The following is a 14,588-nucleotide window of genomic DNA, read 5'->3' as shown; positions in this document are numbered from 1 at the left end:
GCGCCTGCCGATCCCCCCGCGGTGCGTTCGATGCTACTTCGTCAGCGACGAGGGCGACTCGACGGTGATGGAGCCGTCGATGATGCCGGCCTTGATCGTCTCGATCTCGCCGGACAGGTCCGACGGGACCTCGGACTCGTAGTCGTGGAACGGGGCGATGTCGACGCCGCCGTTCTCCAGCGTGCCGACGTAGGGCTTCGCGTCGAACTCGTCCGCGGCGGCCGTCTTCACGACGTCCTCGACGCCCGCGTCGATGCCCTTGAGCACCGAGGTGAGGAAGAGGTCCTTGAGGTCGGGCGCGGTCTCGTACGCGTCGGAGTCGACGCCCACCATGACGACCTTCTTGTCGCCGGAGTCGCGGATCGCCTGGCCGGCGCTGAGGAAGATGGGGCCGCCGACGGGCATGATGACGTCCGCGCCCTGGTCGATCAGCGTCTGCGCGCTGGTCTTCGCGGCGGGGTTCGCCTCGAAGCCGCCCGTGAAGGACCCGGTCTGGCTCGCGACGTCCCAGCCGATGGCCTTCACGTCCTTGCCCTTCTGCTCGTTGTAGTACTTCACGCCGTCGACGAAGCCGTCCATGAAGATCGTGACGGTCGGGATCTGCAGGCCGCCGAAGGTGCCGACCGTGCCGGTCTTCGAGTAGGCCGCCGCCGCGTAGCCGGCGAGGAACGCGGCCTCGCTCGTGTTGAACGTGATGGGCTTCACGTTCGGGGCGTCGATGGACGCGTCGTCGATGATCGCGTACTCGATGTCGGAGTTGGCCGCGGCCGCCTCCTTGGTGGCGTCGGCCAGAAGGAAGCCGACGGTGACGATCAGGCCGCAGCCCTGGTCGGCGAGGTTCGTGAGGTTCGGCGCGAAGTCGGTCTCGGCGGCCGACTCGACGGTCTTCGGGGTCGCGAGGCCCGCGGCCTCGGCGCCCTTGGTGAGCCCCTCGAAGCCGAGCTGGTTGAACGACTTGTCGTCGAAGCCGCCCGAGTCGGAGACCATGCAGGAGACGAGGTCGCTCTTCGCGGCTCCGCCGGTGCCTCCCGCGGTCGACTCGGGGGCGGCGCCGCAGCCCGCGAGGATCGCGGTGATGCCGACGGCGGCGAGACCGCCGAGGGCGGCCTTTCGGGTGGTGATGGTCACTGTGGCCTCCAGGTGCAGCCCGGGTCCCCCGGGCGATGTGCGTTCATGTTACCCATGCGCGGGAATGCCCCCGGCGCCCGGATCGGGGCCGGGGGCGCAATCGTTGCCGATCCGCGATTGCCCCGAAACACCGCGGCAACACGGGCTCTGCTAGGGGGTCGAGATCGACTTCACCTGCACGTCGCCGGAGACGATCCGGGCCTTCAGCGCGTCGAGCTCGGACTGCAGCTCGGGCGACACCGAGGCCGCGAGGTCGTGGTACTGCGCGAGGCCCACGCCGCCGTTGGCGAGCGTCCCCACGTAGGGCTCCGAGGAGAAGGTGCCCTGCTGGTCGTCGCCCACGATGTCGACCACGGCCTGCCCGGTGTCCTTCAGCACGCTCGTCAGCAGGAGCGGCCGGTACTCCGCGGGGAGGGTGTCGTAGCCGTCGTTGTCGACCCAGATCAGCTTGCCGCTGCCGTGCGCGAGGATCGCCGACGCGGCGCCCTCCCCCACCTGGCCGGCGACGGGCATGATCACGTCGGCGCCCTGGTCGAGCAGGTTCTGCGTCGTGTTCTGGCCCTTCGACACGTCCTCGAAGTCGCCGGTGAACGTGCCGTCCTGCGCGGCCGCGTCCCAGCCGAGCGCCTGGACGCTCGTGCCGTGCGCCTGGTTGTACGCGGCGACGCCGTCGACGAAGCCGTCCATGAAGAGGGTGACGGGCGGCTGGTTGCCGCCGCCGAACGTGCCGACCTTGCCGGTCTCGCTGACGCCCGCCGCGAGGTAGCCCGCGAGGTAGGAGGCCTGCGCCGTGTCGAAGACGAGCGGCTTCACGTTCGGGGCGTCGACGACCTCGTCGACGATGGAGAAGTGCACGTCGGGGTTCTCGGCGGCCGCCGCGGTGGTCGCCTCCGCCAGCTCGTAGCCCACGGTGAGGATGAATCCGCACCCCGTGCCGACGGCCTGCTCCACGTTCGGCGCGAGGTCGGTCTCCGAGGTGGAGACGAGCACGTCGGCCTGGATGCCGAGCTCCTGCTCGGCGCGCTGCAGGCCCTCCCAGCTCGACTGGTTGAACGAGCGGTCCTGGAGGCCGCCGGAGTTCGTGACCATGCGGGCGCAGTAGCCGCTCGCGCCCGCGGTGGTGCTGGCGGACGGATCGGGGGCGGCGCCGCAGCCCGCCAGGGACGCGGCGGCCAGGAGGGCGAGGGGCAGGGAGGCGGCGCGGACGACGCGGCGGATGCGGGGCATCCCCGGAATCTAACGGCGCGGCTCCGAGCGCCCTCGGCCGCCGGAAACCCCCGGAGGGGTTCGTTACCCGTTCGTTACTACAGGACGTCGGTCCCGCCGCTGAGCTTGAGCGCGTCCACCACGCTCTTCACGCGCTGCGCGTTCTCCTTCGTCGTGACGAGCAGGGCGTCGGGGGTGTCGACCACCACGATGTCCCGCACGCCGATGAGGCTGATGACGCGCTTGCTGTTGGCGACCACGATGCCGCTCGACGCGTCGGCGAGCACGCGGGCGTCCTCGCCGAGGATCACGAGGTCGGACTTCCGCCCGTTCGAGTGCATCTTGGCGACGGACGCGAAGTCGCCCACGTCGTCCCAGGCGAAGCGGCCGGGGATCACGGCGAGGGCCCCGCGCGCGGCGGCCGGCTCGGCGACCGCGTAGTCGATGGCGATCTTCTTGAGGTTCGGCCAGACGCGGTCGACGACCACGCCGCGGTCGGCGGTGTCCCACGCCTCGGCGAGCTCGAGCACGCCCTTCAGGAGCTCCGGCTCGGTGCGGCCGAGCTCCTCCAGGAGGCGGTCCGCGCGGGCGATGAACATGCCCGCGTTCCAGAGGTGCGTGCCGCCCTTCACGTAGCCGCGCGCGACGCCGATGCTCGGCTTCTCCACGAAGGAGGCGACCTCGAGGGCGTGCGGGGCGTCGGCGATGCTGAGCGCCTTGCCGGTGTGGATGTAGCCGAACCCGGTCGCGGGCTCCGTGGGCGTGATGCCGATGGTGGTGATGTAGCCGGCGTCCGCGGCGATGACGGCCTCGCGCACGGTGTCGCGGAAGCGGTCCGGGTCGGCGATGACGTGGTCGGCCGCGAAGGAGCCGATGATGACGCCGGGCTCCCGGCGCTCGAGGATGGCGGCGGCGAGCGCGATGGCCGCGGTGCTGTCCCGGCCCTCGCTCTCCAGCACGACGTTGAGGTCGGCGAGCTCGGGCAGCTGGGCCTCGACGGCGGCGCGGTGGGCGCGGCCGGTGACGACCATGATCCGGTCCTCGCCGGACAGCGGGGCGAGGCGCTCCCACGTGTCCCGGAGGAGCGTGCGACCGGATCCGGTGAGGTCGTGCAGGAACTTCGGGGCGTCGGCGCGCGAGAGTGGCCAGAGCCGCGAGCCCACTCCCCCCGCGGGGATCACGCTGTAGAAACGGGAGATCGCGCTCGTCTGCTCGGCCATGGGCCCACCCTAGTAGAGGGCCGAGAGCCCGCTGGATGCGCCGAGTTCACGCGCCGGCAACGGCGCGTTCACGACGGGACGGGAGCGGGTTCGGGCCCGGTGCCTAGCGTCGTGGGCATGCGCGTAGCCGTCGTCAGCGAGAGCTTCCTCCCCACCGTCAACGGCGTCACCACGAGCGTCTGCCGTGTCCTCGAGCACCTGCGGGACCGCGGGCACGAGGTGCTCGTGATCGCCCCCGACGCCGGGGCCCCGGCGGAGTTCGCGGGCTTCCGCGTGCACGGCGTCCCCGCCATCGCCTACCGGCAGTTCCCCGTCGGGATCCCGAACCCGCAGGTGCTGCGCCTCCTCACCGACTTCGCGCCGGACGTGCTGCACGCGGCCTCCCCCCTCTTCCTCGGCGCGCAGGCGATCGCCGCCGCCACCCGCATCGACACCCCCTCGGTCGCGGTGTTCCAGACCGACGTCGCCGGGTACGCGCGCCGCAACGGCCTCGCCGCGACCGCGCCGTCCGTGTGGCGGCTGGTGCGGTGGATCCACCAGGGCGCCGACCTGACCCTCGCGCCCTCGAGCGCCGCGGCCGCCGACCTCGCCGCCGCGGGCGTCGAGCGCGTCGCGCGCTGGGGCCGCGGCGTGGACCTCGACCGCTACCACCCGCGCAACCGCGCCATGGACGACGCGGTCGCGCTCCGCCGCCGGGTCGCCCCGGGCGGGGAGACGGTCGTCGGCTACGTGGGGCGCATCGCGCCCGAGAAGCAGCTCGAGCGGATGCAGGCGCTCCGCGGCATCCCCGGCGCGCGCTTCCTCATCGCGGGCGACGGCCCGAGCCAGGCCTCCGCCCGCCGGGCCCTCGCCGGCATGCCCGTCACCTGGCTCGGCCGCGTCGGCGGACGCGAGCTGGCGGCCGCCTACGCCGCCATGGACGTGTTCGTGCACACCGGCACCGAGGAGACCTTCGGCCAGACGGTGCAGGAGGCGCACGCCTCCGGCCTCCCCGTCGTCGCCCCGCACGCGGGCGGCCCCATCGACCTCGTCGACCACGGCAGGGACGGCTTCCTCTTCGACCCCGCGTCGCCGCGGGACGCGGACCTGCGCCGGCTCGTCGCCGAGCTGGCCGCGAGCGAGCCGATGCGCCTCCGCATGGGCGAGGCCGGTCGCCGGGCGGTCCTCGGCCGGTCGTGGGCCACCATCGGCGACGAGCTGATCGGCCACTACGGCCGCGCGGTCTCCGCCCGCCGGTCGTCCCTCGCCTCCGCGGATCCGACGGCGCCCGACGCCGTGCCCGTCGGAGCCTGAGGCCCGTCCCGCCGCCTCCGGACGGGCCGTCGCCGCTTAGGGTCCCCTAACGGGCGGGCGCGCAGGGCCGGCCGTAGACTCGGGGGACGCGCAAAGACGGCGCGGAAGGGCTCCGCCCACGGAGCACCAGCATCAGGGAGGGTCGTTCCGTGTCCATCAAGACGGCAGGAACCCGGGCACCGCAGGCCTCACGCGCACCGAAGGTCCCCGCCGGGACGCTGTACCGGGGCCGCGAGGGCATGTGGTCGTGGGTCCTGCACCGCATCACCGGCGTGTCCATCTTCTTCTTCCTCCTCGTGCACGTGCTCGACACGAGCCTCATCCGGGTCAGCCCCGAGGCGTACAACGCGGTCATCGGCACGTACAAGAACCCGATCATGGGCATCGGCGAGGTCGCCCTCGTCGGCGCCATCGGTTTCCACGCGCTCAACGGGCTGCGCATCATCCTCATCGACTTCTGGCGCTTCGGCGCCAAGCACCAGCGCCTCATGTTCTACGTGGTCATCGGCCTGTGGGTCGTGCTCATGGCCGGCTTCGTGCCGCGCCACCTCATGAACGTGTTCAGCGAAGCGGGATGGATCTGATCATGAGCGACATCGCACAGCAGGTGAGCATCGAGCGTCCCCGCCAGCCGCGTCCGCGCCCCCAGGGCGGGATCAACTGGGAGAAGTGGGGCTGGATGTACATGCGCGCATCGGGCGTCGTGCTCGTCGTGCTCATCTTCGGCCACCTCTACGTCAACCTCATCAACGGCGAGGGCATCAAGGCCATCGACTTCGCCTTCGTCGGCGGCAAGCTCTCCGACCCGTTCTGGAAGGTGTGGGACATCGCGCTGCTCTGGCTCGCGGTCATCCACGGCGCCAACGGCATGCGCACGCTCGTGAACGACTACGCCGCGTCGCCCCGCACCCGGACGATCCTCAAGGGCGCCCTCGTCGCGTCCACGGTGGTCCTCATCGTGCTCGGCACGCTCGTGGTCTTCACGTTCGACCCGTGCCCCGCCGGCCAGCCCGCGGACCTCCTGCCCTCCTTCTGCGGCGACATCTGATCCCCGCCGCCCATCCGCCTCGAGAAAGAGTCCTGTGACCACTGAGACCGCGACCCCCGGTTCCGAGCCCTCCGCGAGCACCATCGTGGACGGCGTCCACTACCACCAGTTCGACATCGTGATCGTGGGTGCGGGCGGCGCCGGCATGCGCGCGGCGATCGAGGCGGGACCGCAGGCGAACACGGCCGTCATCTCGAAGCTCTACCCCACCCGCTCCCACACGGGCGCGGCGCAGGGCGGCATGGCCGCGGCGCTCGCGAACGTCGAGGAGGACAGCTGGGAGTGGCACACCTTCGACACCGTCAAGGGCGGCGACTACCTCGTCGACCAGGACGCGGCGGAGATCCTCGCCAAGGAGGCCATCGACGCGGTCATCGACCTCGAGAACATGGGCCTCCCCTTCAACCGCACGCCCGACGGCAAGATCGACCAGCGGCGGTTCGGCGGGCACACGGCCGACCACGGCAAGAGCCCCGTCCGCCGGTCCTGCTACGCGGCCGACCGCACGGGCCACATGATCCTGCAGACGCTGTACCAGAACTGCGTCAAGTTCGGCATCAACTTCTTCAACGAGTTCTACGTCCTCGACCTCGTCATGGCCGAGGTCGACGGCAAGGAGCAGCCCGCGGGCGTCGTGGCCCTCGAGCTGTCGACCGGCGAGATCCACGTCTTCCAGTCGAAGGCCGTCATCTTCGCCACGGGCGGCTTCGGCAAGATCTACAAGACGACCTCGAACGCGCACACGCTCACGGGCGACGGCGTCGGGATCATCTGGCGCAAGGGCCTGCCGCTCGAGGACATGGAGTTCTTCCAGTTCCACCCGACCGGGCTCGCCGGCCTCGGCATCCTCCTCTCGGAGGCCGCCCGCGGCGAGGGCGCGATCCTCCGCAACAGCGAGGGCGAGCGCTTCATGGAGCGGTACGCCCCCACCATCAAGGACCTCGCTCCCCGCGACATCGTCGCGCGCTGCATGGCGACCGAGATCCGCGAGGGCCGCGGCGCCGGCCCGAACAAGGACTACGTCTACCTCGACATCACGCACCTCGAGCCCGCCGTCATCGACGCCAAGCTCCCGGACATCACGGAGTTCGCGCGCACGTACCTCGGCGTCGAGCCCTACACGGAGCCCGTGCCCGTGCTCCCCACCGCGCACTACGCGATGGGCGGCATCCCCACGAACATCAAGGCCGAGGTCCTCTCGGACAACACGACCGTGGTGCCCGGCCTCTACGCGGCCGGCGAGTGCGCGTGCGTGTCCGTCCACGGATCCAACCGCCTCGGCACCAACTCGCTCCTCGACATCAACGTGTTCGGCAAGCGCGCGGGCAACTACGCGGCCGAGTACGTGAAGACGGTCGACTTCACGCCGCTGCCCGCCGACGCGGCCGACTTCGTGAAGGGCCTCGTCGAGGGCGCGCGGAACTCCAACGGCACCGAGCGGATCTCGACCCTGCGCCGCGAGCTGCAGGAGTCGATGGACCGCAACGCCCAGGTGTTCCGCACCGAGGACACGCTGATCGAGGTCACCAAGGTGATCGCCGACCTGCGCGAGCGGTACACGAACATCCAGGTGCAGGACAAGGGCCAGCGCTTCAACACCGACCTGCTCGAGGCCATCGAGCTCGGCTTCCTGCTCGACCTGGCGGAGGTCGTCGTGTACTCGGCGATGTACCGCAAGGAGAGCCGCGGCGGCCACTTCCGCGAGGACTTCCCCAAGCGGGACGACGAGAACTACATGGTCCACACCATGGCGTACCTCACCGGCGACGCGCACAGCACCGACGCCGGCGACCACATCAAGCTGAGCACCAAGCCCGTGGTCATCACGAACTACCAGCCGATGGAGCGGAAGTACTGACCCGCGGGGTCAGCGCCGACGCACATCACCGCACCACCTACGGAATAGGAACGCACCCGTGAGCACCGCAACCCTGGACGCACCCCCCGCCGGAGAGGCCTCGGCCATCCCCACCTTCACGGTGACCCTCATCATCCGCCGCTTCATCCCCGGCCAGGACGCCGAGCCGAGGTGGGAGGACTTCGACGTCGAGGTGTACCCGACCGACCGCATCCTCGACGCGCTGCACAAGATCAAGTGGGAGCAGGACGGGTCGCTGACCTTCCGCCGCTCCTGCGCGCACGGCGTGTGCGGGTCCGACGCGATGCGCATCAACGGCCGCAACCGCCTGGCGTGCAAGACGCTGATCAAGGACCTCGACATCGACCAGCCCATCTACGTGGAGGCCATCAAGGGCCTGCCGCTGGAGAAGGACCTCGTCGTCGACATGGAGCCGTTCTTCGAGTCGTTCCGCGACGTGCAGCCCTTCCTCATCTCGAACACGAAGCCGGAGAAGGGCAAGGAGCGGATCCAGTCCGCCGCCGAGCGCGCCCGCTTCGACGACACCACGAAGTGCATCCTCTGCGCCGCGTGCACCTCGTCGTGCCCCGTGTTCTGGACGGACGGCCAGTACTTCGGCCCGGCCGCCATCGTCAACGCGCACCGCTTCATCTTCGACTCGCGCGACGAGTCGAACGTGCGCCTCGACATCCTCAACGACAAGGAGGGCGTGTGGCGCTGCCGCACGACCTTCAACTGCTCCGAGGCGTGCCCGCGCGGCATCCAGGTGACGCAGGCGATCGCCGAGGTCAAGCAGGCGATCATGCGCGGCAAGGCGTAGCGACACCGCTCCCCCGCAGACGCACGGCCCCGCAGCTCCTCGGAGCGGCGGGGCCGTCGTCGTGTCCGGGTCCGCGCGATGCGCGCGCCGGATCCGGATCAGCGGTCGGCGAGCACCCGCTCGGCGGCGGCGCGGGCGCCCGCGGCCGAGCGCGCCGTGAGGACGGCCGCGGCGGCCGCGCGGGCGTCGTCGAGGGTGCGGCGGCCGAGCTCGAGGCGGACGTCGGCGAGGGCGGCGGGCGTCATCGACAGGCTCGTCGCGCCGAGGCCCACGAGGACCACGGCGAGGAGCGGATCCGCAGCCGCCTCGCCGCAGATCCCGACGGGGGTGCCGGATGCGCGGCCCGCGTCGCCGAGCGCCCCCACGAGCCGGAGGACGGCCGGGTGCCAGGGGTCCTGGTACGAGGCGACGGAGCCGAGCATCCGGTCGGCGGCCATCGTGTACTGGGTGAGGTCGTTGGTGCCGACGCTGACGAAGTCGGCGACCTCGACGACCTGGTCGGCGAGGAGCGCGAGCGACGGCACCTCGGCCATGACGCCGACCGTGCGGAGGCCGAGCTCGCGGCCGAGCTCCACGAACCACGCGGCCTCCTCGGCGTCCGCGACCATCGGCGCCATGACCCAGAGGTCGGCGTCGGTGGCGGCGTCCGCCGCGGCGAGCGCCGTGAGCTGGTCGCGCAGGATCGCCGGGGCGGCCCGCAGGGCGCGGAGGCCGCGGAGGCCGAGCGCGGGGTTCTCCTCGTGGGCGTCGTTGAGGAAGGCGAGCGGCTTGTCGGCGCCGGCGTCGAGCGCGCGGACGACGACCTTGCGTCCGGGGAACGCCTGGAGGAGGGCCGTGTACCGCGCGGTCTGCTCCGCGACGGACGGCGCCTCGGCGGCGTCGAGGAACAGGAACTCGGTGCGGAAGAGGCCGACGCCCTCGGCGCCGAGCTCGACGGCGCGCGCGGCCTCCGCCGGGGATCCGAGGTTGGCGAGGAGCGGCACGGGCGTGCCGTCGGCCAGCGCGCCGTCGGTGAGGGGCGCGGCGAGGGCCTCCTCGCGGGCGCGGATCCGGTCGAGGGCGTCCTGGCGCAGGGCGGCGTCCGGGTGCGCGGTCACGATCCCGGCGGCCGCGTCGACGACGACCTCGTCGCCCTCCGCGAGGTCGGCGGCGCCCGTAGCGCCGACGATGGCGGGGATGGAGCGGCTGCGGGCGAGGATCGCGGTGTGGCTGGTGGGGCCGCCGTCCGTGGTGACGAGGGCGAGCACGCGGTCGAGCTCGAGGAGCGCGGTGTCGGCGGGCGCGAGGTCGCGCGCGACGAGGACGAAGGGCGCGTCCGCGGTGGGGATGCCGGGCGCGGGCACGCCGCGGAGCCGGGCGATGACGCGCTGGGCGACGTCGGCGAGGTCGGCCGCGCGCTCGGCCATGTAGCCGCCCATGCCCGTGAGCAGCTCCTGGAAGGTGGCGAACGCCTCGAAGACGGCGCGCTCGCCCGAGCGGCCCTGGCCGACGAGCTTGCCGACCGAGTCGAGGAGCGCGGGGTCGCGCGCCATGAGGGACTGCGCGTCGAGCACGTCCTTCGCGTCGCCGCCGGCGCGGGTGCCGCGGGCGGCGAGGTCGTCGGCCGTCGCGGCGAGGGCCTCGGAGACGCGGGCGACCTCGGCGTCGGCGTCGCCCGTGAAGGGATCCGTCGTGGGCTCGGGCAGCGGGTCGGGCATCCGCATCACGGGCCCGACGGCCACTCCATGTCCGACTCCGATACCGGTGATGCGCACGGGGACTCCTCGCTCGGGTGCGGCCGCGCGCACGGACGCCGTGCGCGGGATGGGCTGTCCGGTGGGGCTGCCGGAACGGCCCGTCCACGCTAGCAGGGGCCCGGCGGCCCGTATCCTCGGGGCATGACCGCCCCCGACGGCCGCGGACGGCCCGAGCGCCCCGCACCCGGCTCCCCCGCGACCGGCGCGACGCCCGCCGCCGACGCCCCGGCGCCCGCCGGCATCCCCGCCCTCATCGGGCGCGTCATGGCGCTGAAGCCCGTGCGCGTGTTCCTGGCCTACGGCGCCGCCGGCGGGCCGATCCTCGCGGCCGGCATGTCGTACCAGGCCGTCTTCGCGGTGTTCGCGGCGCTCGCGGTCGGCTTCTCGGTGGCGGGATCCGTGCTCGCCGGGAACCCGGCGCTCCTCGACTCGCTGCTCACGCTGATCCAGGGCGCGGTGCCCGGGCTGTTCGGCCCGGACGGGGCCATCAAGGACCCGCAGGCGCTGCTGGCGTCGGACGCCGTGACCGTCACGGGCGTGATCGGATCCATCGGCCTGCTGGTGACCGCGCTCGGCTGGCTGGCCTCCACGCGCGACTCCGTGCGCCGCATCTTCGAGCTGCCGCCGCCCACCACGTTCTTCCTGTGGCTCAAGGTCAAGGACCTCGGCCTCGCCCTCTGCTTCGCGCTCGCGATGCTGCTCTCGGCGGCGCTGTCCGTCGTCAGCACCGGGCTCCTCGGGTTCGTGTTCGGCCTCGTGCAGGTGCCCGAGGACTCGCTGCTCGCGGTCGTCGTCGGCCGCACCGTCGGCCTCGCGCTCGTGCTGGCGCTCGACACCGCCGTGCTGGCGGGGGCGTTCCGCGTGCTCTCGGGCGTCCGGATCCCCGGGCCGCAGCTCCTGCAGGGCGCGCTCCTCGGCGGCGTCGCGATGGGCGTGCTCAAGGTGCTCGGCACGGCGCTCCTCGGCGGGGCGAGCCGGAACCCCCTGCTCGCGTCGTTCGCGGTGATCATCGGGCTCCTGATCTGGTTCAACCTCATCTGCCAGGTCATCCTCGTCTGCGCCTCGTGGATCGCCGTGAGCATGGGCGACCGGGGCATCGACGCCCGCGACCTCACGCCCGAGCAGCTGGAGGCGGAGCGGCTCGCGAAGCTCGACGAGGCCCGCCGGATCCTCGAGGAGGAGGAGCGCGCCCGAGCCCGCGAGCGGTACGCCGCGTCGCGCGGGCTGACGCGGGTCCTGCTCCGGCTGCGCGGCGAGCACCGCCGTTAGGATCGTCTCCATGCCCTCGAACCTCCGCGTCGCGTCCATCAACACGAACGGCATCCGGGCCGCGTTCCGCAAGGGCATGGGCGACTGGCTCGCCACGCGCGACGTCGACATCCTGGCGATCCAGGAGGTGCGCGCCGAGACGAGCGACATCGAGGGCCTCCTCGGCCCCGAGTGGAACGTGATGCACGACGCCGCGACCGCCAAGGGCCGCGCGGGCGTGGCGATCGCGAGCCGCCGCCGCGCGGAGATCCACCGCGTCGCCATCGGCGAGGAGGACTTCGACAGCGCCGGCCGCTGGCTCGAGGCCGACTACGAGGTGGACGGCACGATCGTCACGGTCGTGAGCGCGTACGTGCACTCCGGCGAGGTCGGCACCCCGAAGCAGGACGAGAAGTGGCGCTTCCTCGACGGCATGGAGCGGCGCCTGCCCGAGATCGCCCAGCACTCCGAGCTCGCCGTCGTCGTCGGCGACCTCAACGTCGGCCACCGCGAGCTCGACATCCGCAACTGGAAGGGCAACGTGAAGCGCGCCGGCTTCCTGCCGCGCGAGCGCGGATACCTCGACCGGATCCTCGGCCCCCGCGGCGAGGAGGTCACCGGCGTCGACGGATCCACCGGGCCCGGCCTCGGCTGGGTCGACGTGGGCCGCCAGCAGGCCGGCGAGGTCGACGGCCCGTACACGTGGTGGAGCTGGCGCGGCAAGGCGTTCGACAACGACACCGGCTGGCGCATCGACTACCAGCTCGCGACCCCGGCCCTCGCCGAGAAGGTCGTCGGCTACGCGGTCGACCGCGCCGAGGCGTACGACCAGCGATGGTCGGACCACACGCCCGTCGTCGTCGACTACGCCATCTGATCCCCTCCTCCCCGCGCCCGACCGGCGCCCCCTGAGCGCCCCGCGCTCCGCACACGAAGGCATCGCCATGACCGCTCGCCCCGTCCTCTTCTCCGGCATGCAGCCGTCCGCCGACTCGCTGCAGATCGGCAACTACATCGGCGCGCTCCTCCAGTGGAAGGAGCTGCAGACCACGCACGACGCCGTGTTCTGCGTCGTCGACCTGCACGCCATCACCGTCCCGCAGGATCCGGCCGCCCTCCGCGCGAGCACCCGGCGCACGGCCGCGCAGTACATCGCGGCGGGCATCGACCCGGCCGTCTCCACGCTCTTCGTGCAGTCGCACGTGTCGGCGCACACCGAGCTGGCGTGGATCCTCAACACGCTCACCGGCTTCGGCGAGGCCAGCCGGATGACCCAGTTCAAGGACAAGTCGCAGAAGCAGGGCCAGGACGCGACGACGCTCGGGCTGTTCGCCTACCCGACCCTCATGGCGGCGGACATCCTGCTCTACGGCACCGAGGTGGTCCCCGTCGGCGACGACCAGAAGCAGCACGTGGAGCTCACGCGCGACCTCGCGAAGCGGTTCAACTCGCGGTTCGGCGACGTGTTCCGGATCCCGGAGCCCATGATCCAGAAGGACACGGCCCGCATCTACGACCTGCAGGACCCCACCTCGAAGATGAGCAAGTCCGCCGCGAGCGACGCGGGCGTGGTGTGGCTGCTGGACGAGCCCGCGAGGACGGCCAAGAAGATCCGCTCGGCCGTCACCGACACCGAGCGCGAGATCCGGTTCGACCGCGGCGGGAAGCCCGGCGTCTCCAACCTGCTGACGATCCTGTCGGCCTTCGAGGGCACGGCCGTCCCGGCGCTCGAGGAGCGGTACGCCGGCCGCGGCTACGGCGACCTCAAGAAGGACGTGGCCGAGGTGGTCACGGGCGTCTTCGAGCCGATCCGCGCCCGGACGCTCGAGCTGCTCGACGACCCGGCCGAGCTCGACCGCGTGCTCGCCGGCAACGCCGCGCGGGCCGAGGAGCGGGCGGACGCCATGCTCGCCCGCGTGTACGACGCGGTCGGCCTCGTGCGGCGCGCCGGCCGATGACCCTGCGGCTGGTCCTGCTCGACCTCGACGACACGCTGGTGGACCACCGCGGCGCCGTGGCCGACGGGATCGCCGCGCACCTCGCCGCGCGGGGGCTGCTGGACGCATCCGACCCGGCGGCGGTCGCCGAGGCCGTCGCGCTGTGGGTCGCGCTCGAGGAGGAGCACTACCACCGGTACCTCGCGGGCGAGCTCGACTACCAGGGGCAGCGGCGGGCGCGCGTGCGCGGGTTCCTCCGGGCGCGCGGATCCGCCGACGCCGACGCCCTCGCGCACGACGACGCCGCGACGGACGCCTGGTTCGGCGGCTACCTCGCGGGCTACGAGGCGTCGTGGCGCGCGCTGCCGGGCGCGCACGAGGCCCTCGACGAGATGGCGCGGCGGCACTCGGGCGTGCGGTTCGGGATCGTGACGAACGGCGAGCGCAGCCAGCAGGAGCCGAAGATCGCCGCGGCGGGGCTCACCGACCGCCTCTCCCCCGTCGTCTGCTCGGGCGACCTGGGCTTCACGAAGCCGGACCCGCGGATCTTCCTGCTCGCGTGCCGGGAGGCGGGGGTCGACCCGTCCCAGGCCGTCATGGTGGGCGACCGGCTCCGCACCGACGCGCTCGGCGCGGCGGAGGCGGGCCTCGCGGGCGCCGTCTGGCTCGATCCCGACGCCGGCTCCGGGGATCCGGCGCGCGACCCCGCGGGCGATGCCGAGCGCGGCTGGCCCGACGTGCCCGCGGAGGACCGCGAGCGGGCCGAGCGCGCCGGCATCGTGCGCATCACCGCGCTCGGTGAGCTCGCCGACGCCGTGGACGCGCTGACCGGCGCCTGACGCCCCGCCGCACGGCCCCTGCGCACATCCGCTCCGCGTCGCATCCCGTCATCCGCGGCGGCCCTCCCAGCCGCGTGGGCTAATCTCGACGCATACACGTGCTCCGGGGTCGGTGGAAATCCGAGCCGGCGGTGACAGTCCGCGAACGGACGATGCGCGACCGGGTCCCCGGGAGCCTCGTCCGCCGATCCGGTGGGATTCCGGGACCGACGGTTAAAGTCCGGATGGGAGGCGCACGCGGCGCCAGCGACCCTG

Annotated in this window: 13 protein-coding genes and 1 riboswitch; of the genes, 9 read left to right on the top strand and 4 right to left on the bottom strand. The window is 72.6% G+C overall.

Annotation, left to right across the window (positions count from 1 at the left end):
* Nucleotides 1–33: 33 nt before the first annotated feature.
* From FGG90_RS00690 to FGG90_RS00680, 3 genes are all read right to left on the bottom strand, one after another.
* A complete protein-coding gene (locus FGG90_RS00690) occupies nt 34–1,128 on the bottom strand; it encodes a BMP family lipoprotein (RefSeq protein WP_094126086.1) in 1,095 nt (364 codons plus the stop codon).
* Between the two features lie 150 nt (nt 1,129–1,278).
* Nucleotides 1,279–2,355, bottom strand: coding sequence for a BMP family lipoprotein (locus tag FGG90_RS00685; RefSeq protein ID WP_094126087.1), 1,077 nt, complete (start codon nt 2,353–2,355; stop codon nt 1,279–1,281).
* A 77-nt stretch (nt 2,356–2,432) separates the two neighbouring features.
* Nucleotides 2,433–3,554: a mannose-1-phosphate guanylyltransferase gene (locus FGG90_RS00680; protein ID WP_094126088.1), complete on the bottom strand. Its 1,122-nt coding sequence runs from the start codon at nt 3,552–3,554 to the stop codon at nt 2,433–2,435.
* Between the two features lie 117 nt (nt 3,555–3,671).
* Here FGG90_RS00680 and FGG90_RS00675 point away from each other — a divergent pair, with 117 nt between their 5' ends.
* The 5 genes from FGG90_RS00675 to FGG90_RS00655 all read left to right on the top strand — a co-directional run bounded on the left by FGG90_RS00675 (nt 3,672) and on the right by FGG90_RS00655 (nt 8,573).
* On the top strand, nt 3,672–4,847 hold the full coding sequence (locus FGG90_RS00675) for a glycosyltransferase family 4 protein (protein ID WP_094126089.1): 1,176 nt from the start codon (nt 3,672–3,674) through the stop codon (nt 4,845–4,847).
* Nucleotides 4,848–4,996: 149 nt separating this feature from the next.
* A complete protein-coding gene (gene sdhC, locus FGG90_RS00670) occupies nt 4,997–5,431 on the top strand; it encodes a succinate dehydrogenase, cytochrome b556 subunit (protein ID WP_165771342.1) in 435 nt (144 codons plus the stop codon).
* Between the two features lie 2 nt (nt 5,432–5,433).
* Entirely contained in the window at nt 5,434–5,895 is a 462-nt protein-coding gene (locus FGG90_RS00665) for a succinate dehydrogenase hydrophobic membrane anchor subunit (RefSeq protein ID WP_063071672.1), read from the top strand.
* A gap of 34 nt (nt 5,896–5,929) precedes the next feature.
* Complete coding sequence (sdhA, locus tag FGG90_RS00660) at nt 5,930–7,753, top strand: succinate dehydrogenase flavoprotein subunit (RefSeq protein WP_094126090.1); 1,824 nt, start codon at nt 5,930–5,932, stop codon at nt 7,751–7,753.
* 58 nt (nt 7,754–7,811) lie between these two features.
* Nucleotides 7,812–8,573 carry a succinate dehydrogenase iron-sulfur subunit gene (locus tag FGG90_RS00655; protein WP_045526945.1) on the top strand — a complete coding sequence of 254 codons (762 nt, stop codon included), beginning with the start codon at nt 7,812–7,814 and terminating at the stop codon, nt 8,571–8,573.
* A 98-nt stretch (nt 8,574–8,671) separates the two neighbouring features.
* Here FGG90_RS00655 and ptsP read toward each other — a convergent pair whose 3' ends face one another.
* Nucleotides 8,672–10,276, bottom strand: a complete 1,605-nt coding sequence (gene ptsP / locus FGG90_RS00650) for a phosphoenolpyruvate--protein phosphotransferase (protein ID WP_237583552.1) — start codon at nt 10,274–10,276, stop codon at nt 8,672–8,674.
* Nucleotides 10,277–10,450: 174 nt separating this feature from the next.
* Between ptsP and FGG90_RS00645 the strand changes: the two genes are divergently transcribed.
* The 4 genes from FGG90_RS00645 (at nt 10,451) to FGG90_RS00630 (ending at nt 14,333) form a co-directional block, all read left to right on the top strand.
* Nucleotides 10,451–11,578 (top strand): YihY/virulence factor BrkB family protein, encoded by a 1,128-nt coding sequence (locus tag FGG90_RS00645; protein ID WP_094126092.1) that lies wholly within the window; start codon nt 10,451–10,453, stop codon nt 11,576–11,578.
* A gap of 10 nt (nt 11,579–11,588) precedes the next feature.
* Nucleotides 11,589–12,434 (top strand): exodeoxyribonuclease III, encoded by an 846-nt coding sequence (locus FGG90_RS00640; protein WP_094126093.1) that lies wholly within the window; start codon nt 11,589–11,591, stop codon nt 12,432–12,434.
* A 67-nt stretch (nt 12,435–12,501) separates the two neighbouring features.
* Complete coding sequence (trpS, locus tag FGG90_RS00635) at nt 12,502–13,515, top strand: tryptophan--tRNA ligase (RefSeq protein WP_094126094.1); 1,014 nt, start codon at nt 12,502–12,504, stop codon at nt 13,513–13,515.
* Nucleotides 13,512–14,333 (top strand): HAD family hydrolase, encoded by an 822-nt coding sequence (locus FGG90_RS00630; RefSeq protein ID WP_094126095.1) that lies wholly within the window; start codon nt 13,512–13,514, stop codon nt 14,331–14,333. Before trpS ends, FGG90_RS00630 begins: the two co-directional genes overlap by 4 nt.
* Nucleotides 14,334–14,428: 95 nt before the next feature.
* A riboswitch (FMN riboswitch) is annotated at nt 14,429–14,573 on the top strand.
* The last annotated feature ends 15 nt before the right edge of the window (nt 14,574–14,588 follow it).

The sequence above is a fragment of the Clavibacter michiganensis subsp. tessellarius genome (assembly GCF_021922985.1).
In the GTDB taxonomy this organism is placed as follows: Bacteria; Actinomycetota; Actinomycetes; order Actinomycetales; family Microbacteriaceae; genus Clavibacter; species Clavibacter tessellarius.
Note: the sequence above shows the minus strand (reverse complement) of the source record. Positions and strands in the feature narration are given on the sequence as shown.